Below are 19,417 nucleotides of genomic sequence, written 5' to 3'. Positions count from 1 at the left end.
ATGCCGCAGATCATTTTTCTGCCACACGCCGTGTTTTGCCCGGATGGCCTGGTTGTAGAGGCTGCGCCGGGTACCTCGATTCTCGAAGTGGCCCATGACAACCACATCGAGATCGAGAGCGCCTGCGGCGGCGTCTGCGCCTGCACCACCTGCCACTGCATCGTTCGCGAGGGTTTCGACTCGCTGAACGAAGCCGACGAGCTGGAAGAAGACCTGCTGGACAAGGCCTGGGGCCTGGAGGCGCAATCGCGTCTATCCTGTCAGGCGATCGTCGGCGAGGAAGACCTGACCGTCGAAATTCCGAAATACTCGCTCAACCATGCGGCCGAAGCGCCGCACTGATTCAAGGAATCATCATGAGTCTGAAATGGGTTGATGTGCTGGAAATCGCGATCCAGCTGGCTGAGTCCAAGCCGGATGTGGATCCGCGGTACGTAAACTTTGTCGATCTGCACCAATGGGTTCTGGCACTGCCGGAATTCAGCGACGATCCGGCTCGCGGTGGCGAGAAGGTTCTTGAAGCAATTCAGGCCGCCTGGATCGAAGAAGCAGACTGAGTCTGTCCCGTACGCAGTTAGGCAATCCCTATAAACCCGCGTATAATTCGCGGGTTTAATTTTTCGCTTTAATCACCGTTTCTGGAGTTACACCATGGCTGTTCAACGTACTTTCTCCATCATCAAGCCTGACGCTGTTGCAAAAAACGTCATCGGCGAGATCGTTACCCGTTTCGAAAAAGCTGGCCTGCGCGTTGTAGCTTCGAAAATGAAGCAACTGTCGAAAGCCGAAGCTGAAGGCTTCTACGCTGAGCACAGCGCTCGTGGCTTCTTCGGCGAGCTGGTTGCCTTCATGACTTCCGGTCCGGTTGTCGTTCAGGTTCTGGAAGGCGAAAACGCTATCGCTCTGAACCGTGAGCTGATGGGCGCTACCAACCCTAAAGAAGCTGCTGCCGGCACCATCCGCGCTGACTTCGCTGAATCCATCGACGCCAACGCCGTTCACGGTTCGGACTCCGAAGCCGCTGCTGCACGCGAAATCGCTTACTTCTTCGCTTCCACCGAAGTGACCACTCGCTAAGCCAAAGGCCCGTGAGTGAAGGTGAAACCATGACTACATCGACTGGCAAAACTAACCTGTTGGGTCTGACTCAACCGGAAATGGAAAAATTCTTCGACTCAATCGGGGAGAAGCGTTTCCGTGCCGGTCAGGTAATGAAATGGATTCACCACTTTGGCGTCGATGATTTCGACGCCATGACGAATGTCGGCAAGGCCTTGCGCGAAAAGCTCAAGGCCGTTGCCGAAATTCGCGGTCCGGAAGTGGTCAGCGAGGACATCTCCAGCGACGGCACCCGTAAATGGGTGGTGCGCGTGGCGTCCGGCAGCTGCGTCGAGACCGTTTACATTCCCCAGGGCAAACGCGGCACCTTGTGCGTTTCGTCCCAGGCAGGCTGTGCCCTGGACTGCAGTTTCTGCTCCACCGGCAAGCAAGGCTTCAATAGCAACCTCACCGCCGCCGAAGTCATCGGCCAGGTGTGGATTGCCAACAAATCCTTTGGCAGCGTCCCGGCGACCGTCGACCGTGCCATCACCAACGTGGTGATGATGGGCATGGGTGAGCCGCTGCTGAACTTCGACAACGTCATCTCGGCCATGCACTTGATGATGGACGACCTGGGCTACGGCATTTCCAAGCGCCGCGTGACCCTGTCGACCTCCGGCGTGGTACCGATGATCGATGAGCTGGCCAAGCACATCGACGTCTCCCTGGCGTTGTCCCTGCACGCACCGAACGATGCGCTGCGCAACCAGCTGGTACCGATCAATAAGAAGTATCCGCTGAAGATGCTGCTCGAATCCTGCCAGCGCTACATGTCGTCGCTGGGCGAGAAACGTGTGCTGACGATTGAGTACACGCTGCTCAAGGACGTCAATGATAAGGTTGAACACGCTGTCGAAATGATCGCGTTGCTCAAGGACATTCCTTGCAAGATTAACCTGATCCCGTTCAACCCGTTCCCGCATTCCGGTTACGAGCGGCCGAGCAACAACGCCATTCGCCGGTTCCAGGATCAACTGCATCACGCAGGCTTCAACGTCACCGTGCGCACCACGCGCGGCGAAGACATCGATGCGGCCTGTGGGCAACTGGTCGGGCAGGTGCTGGATCGCACCCGTCGTAGCGAACGTTATATCGCCGTGCGCGAGTTGAGCGCCGACGCCGATATGCCGCAAAGCGCTGCGAATCGTACCTGAGAGAGGATCTCCATGACCTTGCGCGTCGCGCTGCTTCTGCTTTTTGTCAGCCTGTCGGCTGGCTGTGTTCTTTCGGGGGATTTCAACCCGATGAAGACAAGCAAGGGGCGGGACGAGGCGCGTGAGGCCTATGTTCAGCTGGGCCTGGGGTATCTGCAGCAAGGCATGACCGAACGGGCGAAAGTGCCGCTGAAAAAGGCCCTGGAGCTGGACCAGTCCGATGCTGACGCCAATGCCGCCCTGGCGCTGGTGTTCCAGGCCGAAATGGAACCCGAGCTGGCTGACCAGCATTACCGCAAGGCCCTGGCTTCGCGTCCTTCCGATGCCCGTATCCTGAACAACTACGGCAGCTTTCTCTTTGAAGAAAAACGTTACAAAGATGCTTATCAGCGCTTTGAACAGGCGGCTGCTGATACCCTGTACCCCGAGCGATCCCGAGTGTTCGAGAACCTTGGCATGACCGCCGTGATGCTGGGTGAGCGTGATCTGGCCCGGCAACACCTGGAAAAAGCCCTGCGCCTGAACCGCCAGCAGCCTCGTGCATTGCTGGAAATGGCTGAGTTGTCCTTCGAAGACAGGCATTATGTGCCCGCACGCGACTATTACGATCGTTTTAGCCTGCTCAGCGAGCAAAATGCACGTAGTCTATTGCTCGGCATTCGGCTGGCAACGGTGTTCGAAGATCGCGACAAGGCCGCCAGTTACGGCCTGCAATTAAAACGACTCTATCCCGGTACGCCGGAATATCAGCAATACCTGTCGGAGCAATGATGAAAGCGGCGCATCCCGAAGTTCTAGCAGCGACTCGCGTAAACCCCGGTGAGACCCTGCGTCAGGCCCGCGAAAGCAATGGTTGGTCGCTGGCTGAAGTGGCCCTCAAGCTCAATCTGACCGCAAGCTCGTTGAGCAACCTGGAAGCCGGTGCTTTCGACAAGCTGCCGGGGCATACCTTCGCCCGCGGCTATATCCGTGCCTATGCCAAGTTGCTGGGGATGGACCAGGCCGTTCTGGTCCAGGCCTTCGACCAATACACAGGCACCGATTCCCAGGGCAGCAATGTGCATAGCCTGGGCCGTATCGAAGAGCCGGTACGGGTTTCCCACACTATTTTGCGCATCGTCAGCCTGTTGCTGCTGATCGCGGTGATCGGCGGCGGCTTTATCTGGTGGCAGGATCAGACCTCGGTGCGCACCAAGGAGCTGATCGGCCTCAATCAGGAACACGTCGAAGTCGAAGGTGCCGACGGCACCACGCAGATTCATCCGATCGACGAGCCGGAAGACCAGGCAGTCGTGGAAGGTCAGACCGAAGGCGAAACCGCCCTGGCCCTGCCTGAAACCCCGGCTCCAGGCCAGGCCCAGGCGGATGCCGCGGCTCCTGCGCCAAGCGTTCCGGCTGCCGCACCTGTTGCCCCGGTTGCTCCGGCACCAGTGGTCGTGGCACCGGCAGCACCCGCGCCGAGCGCTCCGGCCGCGCCTGCCCCTGTAGCGCCTGTGGTCGCGGCAGCGACTATTCCGGCTGCCCCGGCAGCTCCAACTGCACCTGCCGCAGCGCCTGTAGCTGGCGCGGGTCAGGTACAGATCCAGTTCACAGCCGATTGCTGGACCCAGATCACCGACGGCAGCGGTAAAGTGCTGCTGAGTGGCCTGAAGCGCAAGGGCGAGACCGCCGATGTTTCCGGCAAGCCGCCATTTGCCGTGCGCCTGGGTTATGCCCGTGGCGCGCAGGTCAGCTACAACGGACAAGCGATCGATGTGGCTCCGTTCACCAGTGGCGAGACTGCTCGCCTGAAGTTAGGTCAATAAGTCATGCACGGCGAATCTCCAATCAAACGTCGCGAGTCCCGCAAGATCTGGGTCGGCTCGGTACCTGTGGGTGGCGATGCCCCCATTGCCGTGCAGAGCATGACCAACAGCGACACCAACGATGTGGCGGCCACTGTGGCCCAGATCAACCGTCTGGAAGCGGCCGGCGTCGATATCGTGCGGGTTTCCGTACCGGATATGGACGCGGCCGAAGCCTTCGGCCGCATCAAGCAGCAGGTCAAGGTACCGCTGGTTGCCGACATCCACTTCGACTACAAGATCGCCTTGCGCGTGGCCGAACTGGGCGTCGATTGCCTGCGGATCAACCCCGGCAACATCGGTCGTGAAGACCGCGTGCGTGCGGTGGTGGACGCGGCCCGTGATCGCGGGATCCCGATCCGTATCGGCGTCAACGCCGGCTCCCTGGAAAAAGACCTGCAGAAGAAATACGGCGAGCCGACCCCGGCGGCGCTGGTGGAGTCTGCCCTGCGTCACGTCGAGCACCTCGAACGCCTGAACTTCAAGGACTTCAAGGTCAGCGTGAAAGCCTCCGACGTGTTCATGGCCGTCGAAGCCTATCGCCTGCTGGCCAAGGAAATCATCCAGCCGCTGCACCTGGGTATCACCGAAGCCGGCGGTTTGCGTTCAGGCACGGTGAAATCCGCCGTGGGCCTCGGTATGCTGCTGGCCGAAGGGATTGGCGATACTATTCGCATCTCGTTGGCGGCCGACCCGGTCGAAGAAGTGAAAGTCGGCTACGACATTCTCAAGTCCCTGCATCTGCGTTCCCGTGGCATCAACTTCATCGCCTGCCCGAGCTGCTCGCGGCAGAACTTCGATGTGGTCAAGACCATGAACGAACTGGAAGGGCGCCTTGAGGATCTGCTGGTACCGCTGGACGTGGCGGTCATCGGTTGTGTGGTCAACGGTCCGGGCGAAGCCAAAGAGGCGCATATCGGCCTGACCGGCGGGACGCCGAACCTGATTTACATCGACGGCAAGCCGTCGCAGAAACTGACGAATGACAATCTTGTGGATCAACTGGAAAAGCTGATCCGCGAGAAAGCGGCCGAAAAGGTCGAAGCCGACGCAGCGCTGATCGCGCGCGGCTAATCGAACGAATTAAGGATTTTTTGTGAGCAAGTCTCTGCAAGCCATTCGTGGCATGAACGACATCCTGCCCGAGCAGACGCCCTTGTGGCGCTATTTCGAGGGCACCGTTGCACGTTTGCTGGATAACTACGGTTACAAGCAGATCCGTATGCCGATCGTCGAGTTCACCGAGCTGTTCAAGCGCTCCATCGGTGAAGTGACCGACATCGTCGAAAAAGAGATGTACACCTTCGACGACCGCAACGGCGACTCCCTGACCCTGCGTCCGGAAGGCACCGCGGCGTGCGTGCGCGCGGTACTCGAGCATGGCATCACCGGCGGTGGCCAGGTGCAGAAACTCTGGTACATCGGCCCGATGTTCCGCCACGAGCGTCCGCAGAAAGGCCGTTATCGCCAGTTCCACCAGATCGGTTGCGAGGTCTTCAACCTCGACGGTCCGGACATCGACGCCGAGCTGATCGTGCTGACCTGGCGCCTGTGGGGAGAGCTGGGCATCCGTGACGCGGTCAAGCTCGAACTGAACAGCCTGGGGACCGCCGAAGCCCGTGCGCGTTATCGTGATGCGCTGGTGACGTTCCTCTCGGCGCGCATGGAGAGCCTGGACGAAGACAGCCAGCGCCGTCTGAAAACCAACCCGCTGCGCGTGCTCGACACCAAGAACCCGGACACTCAAGCCGTGCTGGTGGACGCGCCGAAGCTGGCCGACTACCTGGACGAAGAGTCCCGCGTGCATTTCGAGGGCCTCAAGGCCCGTCTGGATGCCGCCGGTATCCCTTATGTGATCAACCCGAAGCTGGTGCGCGGGCTGGATTACTACAGCAAGACCGTTTTCGAATGGGTCACCGACAAGCTCGGCGCCCAGGGCACCGTCTGTGCCGGTGGCCGTTACGATGGCCTGGTCGAGCAGATGGGCGGCAAGCCGACCCCGGGCGTCGGTTTCGCCATGGGGATCGAGCGTCTGGTGCTGCTGCTGGAAACCCTGGAGCAGATCCCGGAAGAGATCTCGCGTCAGGTCGACGTTTACCTCTGCGCCTTCGGGGAAGCTGCCGAACTGGCCGCACTGGCGCTGAGTGAGCGTGTTCGTGATCAATTGCCGAACCTGCGCCTGCAGATCAACGCCGGCGCCGGTAGCTTCAAGAGCCAGTTCAAGAAGGCCGACAAGAGCGGGGCGTTGTACGCACTGATCCTCGGTGACGACGAACTGGCCCAGCAAGTGGTAGGTTTCAAACCCCTGCGTGGCCAGGGCGAACAACAAAGCATTGCCTGGGATGCGCTCGCTGCACACCTGGCCACCTGCGTCGTGCAGGGTTGAAGCTGTCAAACAGCCGATTTAGCGAATAAGGAGTATTGGGGTGTCGAGTACCGAAGATGAACAGCTGGCGGATTTGAAGGACTGGTGGCAGCGCAACGGCAAACCCCTGGTCACCGGCGGCCTGTTGGCGCTGGTCATCGTGTTCGGCTGGCAGGCCTGGCACAAGTATCAGAACAATCAGTCGCAAGGCGCCTCGATGCTCTATCAGCAATTGCTGGAGACCACGCTGACGCCTGACGGCAAGCCGGATGCAGCCCGTGTCGCAGACCTGGCCGGCAAGCTCAACAGCGAGTTCGGCGGTACCGCCTACGCGCAATACGGCAGCCTGTTCGTCGCCAAGGTGGCGGTCGACACCGGCAAGCTGGACGACGCGGCGACCGAGCTCAAAGCCATCGCCGACAAGCCGGCCAACCCGACGCTGGGCGAGATCGCCCGTCAGCGTCTGGCCCAGGTCCTGGCGGCGCAGAACAAGGCTGAAGAAGCGCTCAAGCTGCTCGAAGGCGATGCCGACAAGGCATTCCTGGCCACTCGCGAAGAGCTCAAGGGTGACCTGCTGGTCCAATTGGGTCGTACCGACGAAGCCCATGCTGCGTACGAAAAAGCCAAGGCCGCGCTGTCCGATGAAGCGGCGGTCGGTGGCCTACAAATCAAGCTGGACGACCTGGCCAAAGGGGATGCGTGACGTGATCCGTTGGAAACATGCAGCATTGCTGGCTCTGGCCGTTCTGGCCGCGGGTTGCAGCAGCAACAGCAAGAAAGAATTGCCACCTGCCGAACTGGTCGACTTCAAAGAAGAAGTGGTCCTGCAGAAACAGTGGAGCCGTTCGGTCGGTGACGGCCAGGGCGAAACCTACAACATGCTGGTTCCGGCGATCGACGGCAGCACCATCTACGCCGCCGACGTCACTGGCGTGGTAGAGGCGCTGGATCGCATGAACGGCGACGTCAAATGGAAACAGGACCTGGAGTTGCCTGTGTCCGGTGCCGTTGGCGTAGGTTACGGCCTGGTCATGATCGGTACCCTCAAGGGCGAAGTGGTTGCTCTGGACGCTTCGAGCGGTGAAGAGAAATGGCGCGCGCGGGTGACCAGTGAAGTACTGGCTCCGCCGTCCACCAATGGCGATGTGGTTGTGGTCCAGACCCAGGATGACCGTGTGATCGGCCTCGACGCCGCCACCGGCAACCAGATGTGGGTCTATGACAGCACCCCGGCGGTACTGACCCTGCGTGGCACCAGCGCGCCAATCACCACCAACCGCCTGGCGGTCGCCGGTCTGTCGACCGGTAAAGTGGTGGCCCTGGACATCCGCAACGGCGTGCCGGTGTGGGAACAGCGCGTGGCCATTCCGCAAGGTCGTTCCGAGTTGGATCGTGTGGTCGACATAGACGGTGGCCTGCTGTTGTCCGGCGGCACCCTGTATGTCGCCAGCTACCAGGGTCGCGTAGCGGCGCTGGACCTGGAAAGCGGTCGTCCGCTCTGGCAGCGCGATGCTTCCAGCTATGCGGGTGTCGCTCAAGGTTTTGGCAGCGTCTATGTGAGCCTGTCTTCCGGCACAGTCGAAAGCGTCGACGAGCGTTCCACCACTGCCCTGTGGAGCAACGACTCGCTGGCCCGCCGTCAACTGTCGGCCCCGGAAGTCTTCTCCAGCTACGTGGCGGTCGGTGACCTGGAAGGTTACCTGCACCTGCTGAGCCAGGTGGACGGTCGTTTCGTCGGCCGTGAGCGTATCGACAGCGATGGTCTGCGTGCGCGTCCGCTGGTGGTGGGCAACATGATTTATGTGTATGGCAACAGTGGCAAACTGGAAGCCCTGACCATCAAGTAATGGTTTGACTATGCTTGGGGTTGATCCCCAAGCGGCCTTGCCCCGGCAAGGTTCGCAGCACGCGATGTGCTGCCCCGAGCACCAGCCGCTGCCTCGCAGCGGCTTTTGTATTTTCTGAATTAACGCAGTGGAGAGCCGCATGGTTCCCGTAATCGCCCTGGTGGGCCGACCGAACGTCGGCAAGTCCACCTTGTTCAACCGCCTGACTCGGACTCGCGACGCCATTGTCGGCGACCTGTCCGGTCTGACCCGTGATCGCCAATACGGTGAGGCCAAGTGGCAAGGGCGTACCTACATTCTGATCGACACCGGCGGTATCTCCGGTGACGAGCATGGCATGGACGAAAAGATGGCCGAGCAGTCGCTGCTGGCCATCGAAGAAGCCGATGTCGTCCTGTTCCTGGTAGATGCCAAGGCCGGTTTCACCGCGGCCGACCAGATGATCGGCGAGCACCTGCGCAAACGGAACAAGACCTCTTACGTGATTGCCAACAAGGTCGACAATATCGACCCTGACATGGCGCGTGCCGAGTTCGCCCCGCTGGGCATGGGCGACGCGATCCCGATCGCCGGTGCTCATGGCCGCGGTATCACGCAGATGCTGGAAATCGCCCTGCGCGAGTTCCCGAAAGACGACGCAGACGAGCCGGAAGAGGGTGAGGAAGAAGTCGTTGCCGAAGGCGAGGAAGCCAAGCGCATTCCAGGCCCGAGCGAAAAAGACGGGATCAAGATCGCCATCATCGGCCGGCCGAACGTGGGCAAGTCCACCCTGGTCAACCGCATGCTCGGCGAAGACCGGGTCATCGTCTACGACCAGCCGGGTACCACCCGCGACAGTATCTACATTCCCTTCGAGCGTAACGAAGAGAAGTACACGCTGATCGACACCGCCGGTGTGCGCAAGCGCGGCAAGATCCACGAGGAAGTCGAAAAGTTCTCGGTGGTCAAAACCCTGCAGGCGATCAAAGACGCCAACGTGGTGATCTTCGTCATGGACGCCCGCGAAGGCGTGGTGGACCACGACCTGAACCTGCTGGGCTTCGCCCTGGAAGCAGGTCGGGCCCTGGTCATTGCCCTGAACAAATGGGATGGCATGGACCCGCGCGAGCGTGACTATGTGAAGACCGAGCTGGAGCGCCGGCTGTTCTTCGTCGACTTCGCCGATATCCACTTCATCTCGGCGTTGCACGGTACTGGCGTGGGTAACCTCTACCAGTCGGTGCAGAACTCCTTCAAGTCCGCGGTTACCCGCTGGCCGACCAGCCGCCTGACGCAGATTCTCGAAGACGCCGTGAGCGAGCACGCGCCACCGATGGTCAACAACCGTCGCATCAAGCTGCGTTATGCCCACCTGGGTGGCGCCAACCCGCCGCTGATCGTGATCCACGGCAACCAGGTGGAGAAGGTGCCGAAGTCTTATGTGCGCTACCTGGAAAACACCTACCGTCGTGTTCTGAAGCTGGTCGGTACGCCGATCCGCATTGAATTCAAGGGTGGTGAAAACCCGTACGAAGGCAACAAGAACACGCTCACCGACCGTCAGGTCAACAAGAAGCGTCGTTTGATGACGCACCATAAAAAGGCCGAGAAGAAGCGCAAGGACAAGCGCTGAGGCTCGCTGCGGGAACCGGCTTGCCGGTGAGGCTCTGGACCTGGTTCAACGCTTCGCCGGCAAGCCGGTTCCTACAGGACTTGTCTTGGAAAAAGGGCGCCTTTGGCGCCCTTTTTCATGCCTGTGGTTTGGGCTATTCTCGGGACCTCCCCGTGCCGCCGTAGAGCCGGGTGTTCAGTAGGGAATTACCCATGATCACCAGTAAGCTGCCGAATGTCGGCACCACCATCTTCACGCAAATGTCGCAGCTCGCCGTGGAAACCGGCGCGCTGAATCTGTCTCAGGGTTTTCCCGATTTCGATGGCCCGCAAGCCCTGCGCGATGCCGTCGCCCGACATATCGCCAGCGGTCACAACCAATACGCACCGATGACCGGCCTGCCGGCCTTGCGCCAGCAAGTGGCGGCCAAGATCGCCCGCAGTTATGGCGTGCAGGTGAATGCCGACACCGAGGTAACCATCACTCCGGGCGCCACCCAGGCGATCTTCTGTGCCATCCAGGCGGTGATCCAGGCCGGTGATGAAGTGATCGTCTTCGATCCTTGCTACGACAGCTATAAGCCTTCGGTGGAGCTGGCCGGCGGGCGTTGTGTGCATGTGCAGCTGGGCCTGAACGATTTCGCCATCGATTGGCAGAAGCTCGGCGCAGCCCTGAGCCCACGTACGCGGATGATCATTCTCAATACGCCGCACAACCCCAGCGGTGCCTTGATCAGCCGTGTGGAACTCGATCAGTTGGCGGCGCTGATTCGTGATCGGGATATCTACCTGGTCAGCGACGAGGTGTACGAACACCTGGTGTTCGATGGCATCCCCCATGCCAGCGTGCTGGCCCATGAAGAGCTGTACCAGCGGGCATTCGTGGTCAGCTCTTTCGGCAAGACCTACCACGTGACCGGCTGGAAAACCGGCTACGTGGTTGCTCCGCCGGCCCTGAGCGCGGAGCTGCGCAAGGTGCATCAATATGTCAGCTTCTGCGGCGTGACCCCTTTGCAGTACGCTCTGGCGGACTACATGGCCGAACACCCGGAGCATGTCGAAGAGCTTCCCGGCTTCTATCAGGCCAAGCGTGACCTGTTCTGCGATCTGCTAGGGCCTTCGCGGTTCAGCTTTACCCGGGTGGCCGGTACTTACTTCCAACTGGTGGACTACTCGCAGATCCGCCCGGACCTGAATGACGTAGAGATGGCGATCTGGATGACCCGCGAGCACGGCGTCGCGACCATTCCGGTGTCGGTGTTCTACCGCGAGCCACCGCAAGGACAGCGTCTGGTAAGGCTATGCTTTGCCAAACGTGAGGAGACGCTGCGCCAGGCAGCGGAGAAACTATGCGTGATCTGAGTGCTTTGCCCAATCTGAACGTGGCGCTGATCCAGACCTCCCTGGTCTGGCACGACCGCCAGGCCAACCTCGAGCACTTCGAGCTGTTGCTCGAACAGGCCCGGGGCGCCGATCTGATTATCCTGCCGGAAATGTTCACCACCGGGTTTTCCATGGAGTCCGAAGCCCTCGCCGAGGCGGAAAACGGTCCGACCAGCAAGTGGCTGCGCAGTCAGGCCGCCAGGCTCGGTGCGGTGGTCACCGGCAGCGTTATTATCCAGGCTGCCGATGGCAGCCATCGCAACCGCCTGCTGTGGGCTCGCCCTGACGGTGAGGTCTGGCATTACGATAAACGTCATTTGTTCCGCATGGCGGGCGAGCACGATCACTACACGCCGGGTGAGCGCCAGGTGCAGTTCGAACTCAAGGGGTGGCGTGTCAGGCCGTTGATCTGTTACGACCTGCGTTTTCCAGTGTGGAGCCGCGATGCCCGGGATACTGACTTGCTGCTGTACACAGCCAACTGGCCGGGGGCGCGGCGTCAGCACTGGAACCGCTTGTTGCCGGCCAGGGCCATCGAAAACCTGTGTTATGTGGCCGCGGTCAATCGGGTCGGCAGCGACGGCAAGGGGTTTACCTACACCGGGGATAGCCAGGTGCTGGATTTCCAGGGCGAGACGCTGCTCTGCGCGGGGGAGGCCGACGGGGTATTCCAGGTCTGCCTGAACGCCGCGGATCTGGCCGCCTATCGCGCGCGCTTTCCAGCCTACCTCGATGCGGACACCTTCGAGTTCACCCAGGCTTAAAGATCTGTTGGAGTGGGCCGTTAAGGGATAAGAGGATTTTCAGGGAGATTCATCATGACCACTATCGGTGCTGCGAGCATCAATCCATTCCCGCTGGGGGCTGCGCCGCAAAAGCTCAACATCGCCGAGCAGCAGGCCAGCCCGCTTGAGGTGCAGGACAAGAGCGTTGCCGAAGACAGTGACTCGGTGAGTGTCGACATGCAGGAGTACGGCGCCAAGGCCGATTTCACCTCTCCCACCGCTGATATCGTCGCGCAGTTGCAGAAGCAGATCGACCAGACCGAAAAGACCCTGTCCGAGCAGCAGTCGCAATTGTCCGGGGTGCAGAAGGGCCAAGCGAACGAGGAGCAGAAGGCACAACAGGCTTTGGAGGTGCAGGCGCAGATCGCGATCACCGCCAACAACCTGCAGGTGTTGCAGGCGGCCTTGCTCCAGGCGCTGACGGCGCGGATCAATACCACCGCCTGAATGAGGCAATAAATGGCAGCAAAAAAAAAGCCCCGGATCATCCGGGGCTTTTTTGTCGCCGTATAAACCGTCAGGCGGCCTTGGCGTCCAGCTGGCTCAGGGAGCGGTTCAGCGCGCTGAACAGGGCCTTGAAGCTGGCGGTGGTGATGTTTTCATCGATACCCACACCGTGCACCGCGCGTTCGCCGTTCACGCGCAGTTCGATATAGGCAGCTGCCTTGGCGTTGGTACCCGCGCCGATGGCGTGCTCGTTGTAGTCCATGATTTCCACCGGAACCGGCAAGCCGGCCACCAGGGCTTCCAGGGCGCCGTTGCCCTTGCCGCGCCAGTGCAGGTTGGTTTCGCCCTGGCCCTTGCCGGACACTTCCACTTCCACGGCGCTGTGGCCGTTTTCTTCCTGCAGGCGGTGGCTGACCAGCGCGTACGGGGTGTTGGCCTGCAAGTATTCGCTGTGGAGCAGCGCGTGGATCTGCTGGGCGGTCATCTCAAGGCCCAGGCGATCGGTTTCACGCTGTACTACCTGGCTGAACTCGATCTGCATGCGACGCGGCAAGCTGATGCCGTATTCCTGTTCCAGCAGGTAGGCGATACCGCCTTTGCCCGACTGGCTGTTGACGCGAATCACCGCCTCGTAGCTGCGGCCGATGTCGGCCGGGTCGATCGGCAAGTAGGGTACTTCCCACAGCGCATCGGATTTCTGCTGGGCGAAGCCCTTGCGGATCGCATCCTGGTGCGAGCCGGAGAAGGCGGTGTGAACCAGGTCGCCGACATACGGATGACGAGGGTGCACCGGGATCTGGTTGCACTCTTCGACCACTTTGCGCACGCCGTCGATGTCGGAGAAGTCCAGCTCTGGATCGATGCCTTGGGTGTAGAGGTTCAGGGCGACGGTGACCAGGTCGACGTTGCCGGTACGTTCGCCGTTGCCGAACAGGCAGCCTTCGACGCGGTCCGCGCCGGCCATCAGGCCCAGCTCGGTGGCGGCTACACCGGTACCACGGTCGTTGTGGGTGTGCAGGCTGATGAGCACGCTGTCACGACGGTTGATGTGGCGGCCGAACCATTCGATCTGGTCGGCATAGATGTTCGGCGTGGCGACTTCGACGGTGGCCGGCAGGTTGAGGATCACCTTGTTGGCTGGCGTCGGGTTCCAGACCTCGATCACCGCGTCGCAGACTTCCTTGGCGAACTCCAGCTCAGTGGCGCTGAAGGTCTCTGGCGAGTATTCGAACTGCCATTGGGTTTCCGGCTGCTGGGCGGCGTATTTGACGAACAGCTTGGCGGCGTTCACCGCGATCTCTTTCACGCCTTCCTTGTCCTGGTTGAAGACAATGCGGCGGAACGAAGGGCTGGTGGCGTTGTACAGGTGGACGATGGCTTTCTTCGCCCCACGCAACGATTCGAAGGTACGGGCGATCAGGTCCTCACGGGCCTGGGTCAGCACCTGGATGGTGGTGTCGTCCGGAATGTGCCCGCCTTCGATCAGGGTACGCACGAAGTCGAAGTCGGTCTGCGAAGCAGCCGGGAAGGAGGCCTCGATTTCTTTCACACCGACGGCGACCAGGGTTTTCCAGAAACGCAGCTTCTTCACCGCATCCATCGGCTCGATCAACGACTGGTTGCCATCACGCAGGTCGGAGCTGCACCAGATCGGCGCGCTGGTGATGGTCTTCGACGGCCAAGTGCGGTCCGGCAAGTTGATGGTCGGGAACGCGCGGTACTTCGAGGAAGGGTCTTTGAGCATGCTCATGGGGAAATCCTTATTGTCCGGGCCGAAAAGAGGCGGCCTGCCGGTGAATCAATGGGTGTGCTGTTTGAAGCAGGGGACGAGGTACCGCGACTCAACCTGGCAGTCGTGCGCTGACGAGGCAGAGGCTTCGGTGTTGACGGCGCTGAATGAGGGTGTGAGAGGTTTTCATGCCCTCAACCCTAACCATTGGGGTGAAAGATGGCAAGCAGTCGAAAAAAATTGAGATAAATCTCTTAAAACGGAAATTTTGCGAGATTTTATTCTGTCGGAGTGACGGCTTTCTCGATCTTATTGCGCAGACTTTTGAACCTGCGCAATCCCTGCAGGAGCCATGACTCAGGGCTGGAAGGCACCGATAAAGATCGCCGGATCGACCCGGGCGTCGTTCAGGCTGACGTTCCAGTGCATGTGCGGTCCGGTGGCGCGCCCGGTGGAGCCGACTTTCCCGACCACGCCGCCGCGGGCCAGTTGCTGGCCGACCTTCACGTCGATCTTCGACATGTGGCAGAACATGCTGATAAAGCCCTGGCCATGGTCGACGAATACGGTGTTGCCATTGAAAAAGTAATTGCCGATCAGGATCACCTTGCCGGCCGCCGGCGTTTTGATCGGCGTCCCGGCGGGCACCGCGAAGTCCAGCCCGGCGTGTGGGTTGCGCTCCTCACCGTTGAAGAAGCGGCGAACGCCGAACTTGCTCGACAGCGGGCCGCTCACCGGTTTGTCCAGCAGCAGGTTGCTCGGCGTATTGGGGCTAAAACTGCGGTAGGCGCGAACCTGCTCGGCCAACTCGGCGTCGATGCGCTTGAGGTCGGCCGGATCGGGGTTGACCTGGCGTTTGTTCTTCAGCGTGATGTGCTGTTCCGGGTATTTCTTGCTGGTCACGCCGAAGTTCAGGCTGCGACCGCCAGCACTGATCTGCTGGGTGCCGGGCTTGACGGTCAGGGGGATGCCGACAATCGCCAGCCAGTTGTTCTGTTCCTTGACCACCAGCAGCGGTTTTCCCTGGTAGCTGGCCTTGGGCGCCTGGGCGGCGCTGCCCAGGTCGATCACCGCCACGCCGCCGGGCACCGGCTTGTTCAGCAGGCGCGTGATGTAGCTATCGGCGTGGGCGTTGAAGGTCAGGCACAGCAACAGCAGGGAGCTCAGAAAGCGCGGCATGGATCAATCCAGTAAAGAAAGGGTGACAGGCGTCAGGTGATTGTCTTCGACCCGGACCTGCAGTTCGCCTTCGCCAAGGCGGGCCTTGAGACGCTGGCCCGGCTGGGTCTGTGCGGCGCTGCGAATGGCCTGGCCACGCTCGTCCAGCAGGATGCTGTAGCCACGGCCGAGGGTAGCCAGCGGGCTGACCACATGCAGGGTCTGCATCTGGCTTTGCAGTTGCAGGCGCCGGGATTTCAGGCCTTCGCGCATGGCCCGTGGCAGGCGTTCGGCCAGGCTGTCGAGGCGTTGTCGCAGCAGCGCCAGTTGACGCCCGGGGTGCTGGCCGGCGAGTCGGGTTTCCAGGCGGATCAGGCGTTCGCGGCGGGTATTGAGGCTGCGCTCGAATGCCCGGCGCATACGCATGTCCAGGTCGTCCAGGCGCTGTGCTTGCTGGCGCAGGCGCTCGCCGGGGTGGCGCAGGCGCCGGGCCATGCCTTCCAGGCGCAGGCGATCGCGCAGCAGGCGATCGCGCATGCGCATCACCAGGCGTCGATGCAGGCTTTCGACCCGATGTCGCAGATCGCTGGAGTCCGGTGCGAGCAATTCGGCGGCCGCCGAGGGCGTCGGTGCGCGCACGTCGGCGACAAAGTCGCTGATCGAGACGTCGGTTTCATGACCCACGGCGCTGACGATTGGCGTGACACAGGCATCCACCGCCCGGGCCACGGCTTCTTCGTTGAAGCACCAGAGGTCTTCCAGGGAGCCACCGCCACGGGCCAGGATCAGCGCGTCGAAGCCCCGGGCATCGGCCATTTTCAGGGCGCGGACGATCTGCGCGGTCGCCTCGCGGCCTTGCACGGCGGTAGGGATCAGGGTCAGGGCCACTTGTGGCGCGCGGCGGCGGAACACGCTGATGATGTCGCGAATCACCGCGCCCGTCGGCGAACTGATAATGCCGATGCGCTGGGGATGGGCCGGCAGCGGCACTTTGCGTTCGGTGCTGAACAGGCCTTCGGCGCTGAGCTTTTCCTTCAGGGCATCGAAAGCCAGGCGCAGGGCGCCGTCGCCGGCCGGTTCGACCGTATCGAGGATCAGCTGATAGTCGCCGCGGCCCTCGAACAGCGAGACCTTGCCGCGCACCTTGACCGCCAGGCCGTCCTTCAACGCCTGGCGCACCCGCGCGGCATTTTGCCGAAACAGCGCGCAGCGCACCTGGGCACCGCTGTCCTTGAGGGTGAAATACACATGGCCGGACGCCGGGCGGGCGAGGTTGGAGATTTCGCCTTCGACCCAGATGTTGCTGAACACGTCTTCCAGCAACACCCGCGCACGGCCGTTGAGCTGGCTGACGGTCAGGACTTCGCGGTCCAGGCCGAGTCTTGCAAAGGGATCTTTAATCATGGAGCGCAGTTTAAAGGCATTCGGCAAACAATCTCCATGGATCGAAACAAAAGGAGACGATGCCTTTTGTTGGCCTCGAATACTCCTTCGGCGATTAGGGCGTGAGGGCGCCGTGGAAGTGTTCGATGAACTGCTTGACCAGAGGTGTCGGGTCCTGCCGGCAGGCGAGGGCGACCGTGCTCTGGCAGGCCGGGTCTGCCAAGGGCAGGAAGCGCAGGCTGGCGGGTGCGATGTCTTGCATCGATTCGGGCAGCAGGGCGATGCCGAATCCGGCCTGGATCAATTGCAGCTGGGTGGTCTTGCGCGACAGCACCCGCGCCGCCTTGGGAAAAAAGCCCTGGCGCATGCACAGCTCGGCCGACAGGTAACTCAGGCCTCCACGCTGTGGATGGGGAATGGAGATAAAGGCTTCGTCGCGCAGTTGCGCCAGATCCACGCCTTGCTCGGGAGGATCCAACGCCAGAGGGTGATTCGGCGGCACGGCCAGCAACAGGCGCTCGCTGAACAGCGGCGTGATCCGCACGCCCTCGCGCTGGCGCAGTACCGGCAGCCGTAGCAGGCCGATATCCAGCCGGCCTTCGGCGACTTCCTCCAACTGCGCTTCGGAAGACAGGGTGGCGATGTCCATCGAGGCGCCCGGGCACTGCTCCAGATAACCGCTGATGGCCCGCAGCAAGCGGCCGCTCATGGACACCGTGCTGGAGTGGCTCAGGCGCAATGTCCCCAGTTGCCCCTGGCCGACCTGGGTCGCCAGTTCGCTGGCCTTGTTCAGCTCGTCGAGCAGGTTGCGGGCGCGCGGGTAGAAGGCCTCGCCCGCCGCAGTCAGCCTGGGCAGGCGCGCGGTGCGCTCGAACAGCGGGGTCTTGAGGTGGGTCTCCAGTTCCTTGATCTGCCGGCTGAGGGCGGACTGGGCAATGAACAGACGTTCGGCGGCCGCGCTGAAACTGCCGCTGTCGGCGATTTCCACGAAGTAGCGCAGTTGGCGGGTTGAAATCACTCGTCATGCCTTTTTGAGATGGGTGGATGGCTTTGATGATATTAGTCGCAAGGCTTGTGGCTGGCTAAAGTCATTCCTTGATTAAAGGAGGATGGCGAATCGATGAGCATGGTCGAGTTGTTGGGGCAATGGTCGTGGGGGGCGAGTGGCTGGTTGGCGATCGGCCTGGGGATCGCCCTGGCCTATATCGTGTTCGGCATTGCCGGGTTCGGCACGGCGCTGGTGGCCGGGCCGGTGCTGATCCTGTTCATGCCGCTGTCGAAGATAATCCCGCTGCTGGTGCTGCTGGATTTTGTCGCGGCCTTCGGCAATCTCTTGCCAGCGCGGCGGGATGTCGATCGCTCCGAGCTGGTGCGCCTGCTACCGTGCATGGCTCTGGGCTGCACCCTGGGGGTGATCTTCCTGCTCAACCTCAAGTCCGACCTGTTGCTGCTGTTGATGGGGCTGTTTATCAGCGCTTATGCGGTGTACAGCCTGTGGGTCAAGGCAAGACCCAAGGCGCTGGCGGCGGGCTGGGCGATTCCCATGGGGACCGTGGGTGGGACGTTCGGGGCGCTGTTCGGCAGTGGCGGCTTTTTATATGCGATCTATCTGAACAGCCGCCTGCCCAAGGATGCGGCGCGGGCCACCCAGAGTGCATTGATCAGTTGCAGCACGGTGGTACGCCTGAGCCTGTTCGCCATTGCCGGCGTTTATGCGCAGCTGCCTTTATTGCTGCTGGCGCTGTGTTTGTTGCCGGCGATGGCGCTGGGCTTGTGGATGGGGCGGCGGCTGACCATGAAGTTGTCCCGCGAGGCGTTCGTCCGGCTGGTGACCTGGCTGGTGCTGGCCAGCGGCATTGCCCTGATCGGCCGTTACCTGAGCACTTGACCTGTGGGGTTCAGGGATTAAGCTGCGGGTCCTCGGATCTGCCAGGCACGCCGACTTCTACACTTATGGGTAGGTATCGGCTTGCTGGCGGTATTGTCCGAGCAGGCGACGCAGACTTCCCTTCAGACGCTTCAGGCCCCACCCATGAACTCGCAAAGCATCATCGTTCCGAAAATCTCCACCTTGCCGGTTCACGAACCCCGCGCCCGGGCGATCGTGCGCTGGTTGGTGCGCAAGAACATCGTCGAGGAAGCCTTGAGCACCTGTGGCCGTACCGGCAATCGCATGGCGCACGCGATTGCCCCAGGCGCGCGGGAGGTGGTGCTGCATCCGGAGGCCTTGCCCTTCGGTGAGCCGGTCAACGGCCTGGAGATCATCACCAAACGCTGCATCTATACCCCGGCCAAGGGGTTTCTCGAGGAAGCGGGTTGCGCCGAGTGCCGCCAGGAAGTGGGGGAGGCGTTGTTCGAGAGCCTGGAAGACTGGATGCCCGGGCGCACCGATAACTTCACCTGCCCCGAGTGCGGGCATGAAGATGACATCAACGGCTTTCTGTTCTTGCAGGAGTGCGGCTTTTCCAACCTTGGTTTCATCTTCAACAACTGGGCCGAGGCCGGGTTCAAGCAGAGCTTTCTCGACGAGTTCGCCGAATGGCTGGATCAGCCGGTGAGCTGGGTGAAGGTGGAGTTGTAAGGGGATTTCGGCAGCCGGGTCCGGGTGGTGAAATCATCGTCGGCAGGTGC

The 19,417-nt window shown here is 61.4% G+C and carries 20 protein-coding genes; 16 read left to right on the top strand and 4 right to left on the bottom strand.

Annotation, left to right across the window (positions count from 1 at the left end):
• The 14 genes from fdx (at nt 1) to C4K38_RS25860 (ending at nt 12,516) form a co-directional block, all read left to right on the top strand.
• Entirely contained in the window at nt 1–342 is a 342-nt protein-coding gene (gene fdx, locus C4K38_RS25925) for an ISC system 2Fe-2S type ferredoxin (protein WP_009045439.1), read from the top strand.
• Nucleotides 343–356: 14 nt separating this feature from the next.
• A complete protein-coding gene (iscX, locus tag C4K38_RS25920) occupies nt 357–557 on the top strand; it encodes a Fe-S cluster assembly protein IscX (protein WP_007929528.1) in 201 nt (66 codons plus the stop codon).
• A 94-nt stretch (nt 558–651) separates the two neighbouring features.
• Nucleotides 652–1,077 (top strand): nucleoside-diphosphate kinase, encoded by a 426-nt coding sequence (ndk, locus tag C4K38_RS25915; protein WP_007929529.1) that lies wholly within the window; start codon nt 652–654, stop codon nt 1,075–1,077.
• Nucleotides 1,078–1,106: 29 nt separating this feature from the next.
• The gene (gene rlmN, locus C4K38_RS25910) at nt 1,107–2,255 is read left to right on the top strand and encodes a dual-specificity RNA methyltransferase RlmN (protein ID WP_007929531.1); all 1,149 of its coding nucleotides are present in this window, start codon (nt 1,107–1,109) and stop codon (nt 2,253–2,255) included.
• Between the two features lie 12 nt (nt 2,256–2,267).
• Complete coding sequence (gene pilW / locus C4K38_RS25905) at nt 2,268–3,026, top strand: type IV pilus biogenesis/stability protein PilW (RefSeq protein WP_053280743.1); 759 nt, start codon at nt 2,268–2,270, stop codon at nt 3,024–3,026.
• Entirely contained in the window at nt 3,026–4,060 is a 1,035-nt protein-coding gene (locus C4K38_RS25900) for a RodZ domain-containing protein (RefSeq protein WP_053280742.1), read from the top strand. The genes pilW and C4K38_RS25900 overlap by 1 nt, the downstream gene beginning before the upstream one ends.
• Before the next feature lie 3 nt (nt 4,061–4,063).
• Nucleotides 4,064–5,173: a flavodoxin-dependent (E)-4-hydroxy-3-methylbut-2-enyl-diphosphate synthase gene (ispG, locus tag C4K38_RS25895; RefSeq protein ID WP_007929536.1), complete on the top strand. Its 1,110-nt coding sequence runs from the start codon at nt 4,064–4,066 to the stop codon at nt 5,171–5,173.
• Between the two features lie 22 nt (nt 5,174–5,195).
• Nucleotides 5,196–6,485: a histidine--tRNA ligase gene (gene hisS, locus C4K38_RS25890; RefSeq protein WP_053280741.1), complete on the top strand. Its 1,290-nt coding sequence runs from the start codon at nt 5,196–5,198 to the stop codon at nt 6,483–6,485.
• 40 nt (nt 6,486–6,525) lie between these two features.
• Nucleotides 6,526–7,167, top strand: coding sequence for a tetratricopeptide repeat protein (locus C4K38_RS25885; RefSeq protein ID WP_025806099.1), 642 nt, complete (start codon nt 6,526–6,528; stop codon nt 7,165–7,167).
• The gene (gene bamB / locus C4K38_RS25880) at nt 7,160–8,311 is read left to right on the top strand and encodes an outer membrane protein assembly factor BamB (protein WP_009050636.1); all 1,152 of its coding nucleotides are present in this window, start codon (nt 7,160–7,162) and stop codon (nt 8,309–8,311) included. Before C4K38_RS25885 ends, bamB begins: the two co-directional genes overlap by 8 nt.
• A gap of 139 nt (nt 8,312–8,450) precedes the next feature.
• Nucleotides 8,451–9,923, top strand: a complete 1,473-nt coding sequence (der, locus tag C4K38_RS25875; protein WP_007929542.1) for a ribosome biogenesis GTPase Der — start codon at nt 8,451–8,453, stop codon at nt 9,921–9,923.
• A gap of 191 nt (nt 9,924–10,114) precedes the next feature.
• Nucleotides 10,115–11,263, top strand: a complete 1,149-nt coding sequence (locus C4K38_RS25870; RefSeq protein ID WP_053280740.1) for a pyridoxal phosphate-dependent aminotransferase — start codon at nt 10,115–10,117, stop codon at nt 11,261–11,263.
• Nucleotides 11,251–12,048, top strand: a complete 798-nt coding sequence (locus tag C4K38_RS25865; protein WP_053280739.1) for an amidohydrolase — start codon at nt 11,251–11,253, stop codon at nt 12,046–12,048. Before C4K38_RS25870 ends, C4K38_RS25865 begins: the two co-directional genes overlap by 13 nt.
• 54 nt (nt 12,049–12,102) lie before the next feature.
• Nucleotides 12,103–12,516 carry a hypothetical protein gene (locus tag C4K38_RS25860; RefSeq protein ID WP_053280738.1) on the top strand — a complete coding sequence of 138 codons (414 nt, stop codon included), beginning with the start codon at nt 12,103–12,105 and terminating at the stop codon, nt 12,514–12,516.
• 70 nt (nt 12,517–12,586) lie between these two features.
• Here C4K38_RS25860 and leuA read toward each other — a convergent pair whose 3' ends face one another.
• The 4 genes from leuA to C4K38_RS25840 all read right to left on the bottom strand — a co-directional run bounded on the left by leuA (nt 12,587) and on the right by C4K38_RS25840 (nt 17,804).
• A complete protein-coding gene (gene leuA, locus C4K38_RS25855; RefSeq protein ID WP_053280737.1) occupies nt 12,587–14,266 on the bottom strand; it encodes a 2-isopropylmalate synthase in 1,680 nt (559 codons plus the stop codon).
• Nucleotides 14,267–14,602: 336 nt separating this feature from the next.
• Entirely contained in the window at nt 14,603–15,424 is an 822-nt protein-coding gene (locus tag C4K38_RS25850) for a peptidoglycan DD-metalloendopeptidase family protein (RefSeq protein ID WP_053280736.1), read from the bottom strand.
• Nucleotides 15,425–15,427: 3 nt separating this feature from the next.
• Nucleotides 15,428–16,807, bottom strand: coding sequence for an exodeoxyribonuclease VII large subunit (gene xseA, locus C4K38_RS25845; RefSeq protein WP_053280931.1), 1,380 nt, complete (start codon nt 16,805–16,807; stop codon nt 15,428–15,430).
• Nucleotides 16,808–16,901: 94 nt separating this feature from the next.
• Nucleotides 16,902–17,804: a LysR family transcriptional regulator gene (locus tag C4K38_RS25840; protein WP_053280735.1), complete on the bottom strand. Its 903-nt coding sequence runs from the start codon at nt 17,802–17,804 to the stop codon at nt 16,902–16,904.
• 102 nt (nt 17,805–17,906) lie between these two features.
• Between C4K38_RS25840 and C4K38_RS25835 the strand changes: the two genes are divergently transcribed.
• Nucleotides 17,907–18,674, top strand: coding sequence for a sulfite exporter TauE/SafE family protein (locus C4K38_RS25835; protein WP_053280734.1), 768 nt, complete (start codon nt 17,907–17,909; stop codon nt 18,672–18,674).
• A gap of 144 nt (nt 18,675–18,818) precedes the next feature.
• Nucleotides 18,819–19,367, top strand: coding sequence for a hypothetical protein (locus tag C4K38_RS25830; RefSeq protein ID WP_038576146.1), 549 nt, complete (start codon nt 18,819–18,821; stop codon nt 19,365–19,367).
• The last annotated feature ends 50 nt before the right edge of the window (nt 19,368–19,417 follow it).

The sequence above is a fragment of the Pseudomonas chlororaphis subsp. piscium genome, assembly GCF_003850345.1.
In the GTDB taxonomy this organism is placed as follows: domain Bacteria; phylum Pseudomonadota; class Gammaproteobacteria; order Pseudomonadales; family Pseudomonadaceae; genus Aquipseudomonas; species Aquipseudomonas piscium.
This window is presented reverse-complemented; position numbering and strand designations above follow the sequence as displayed.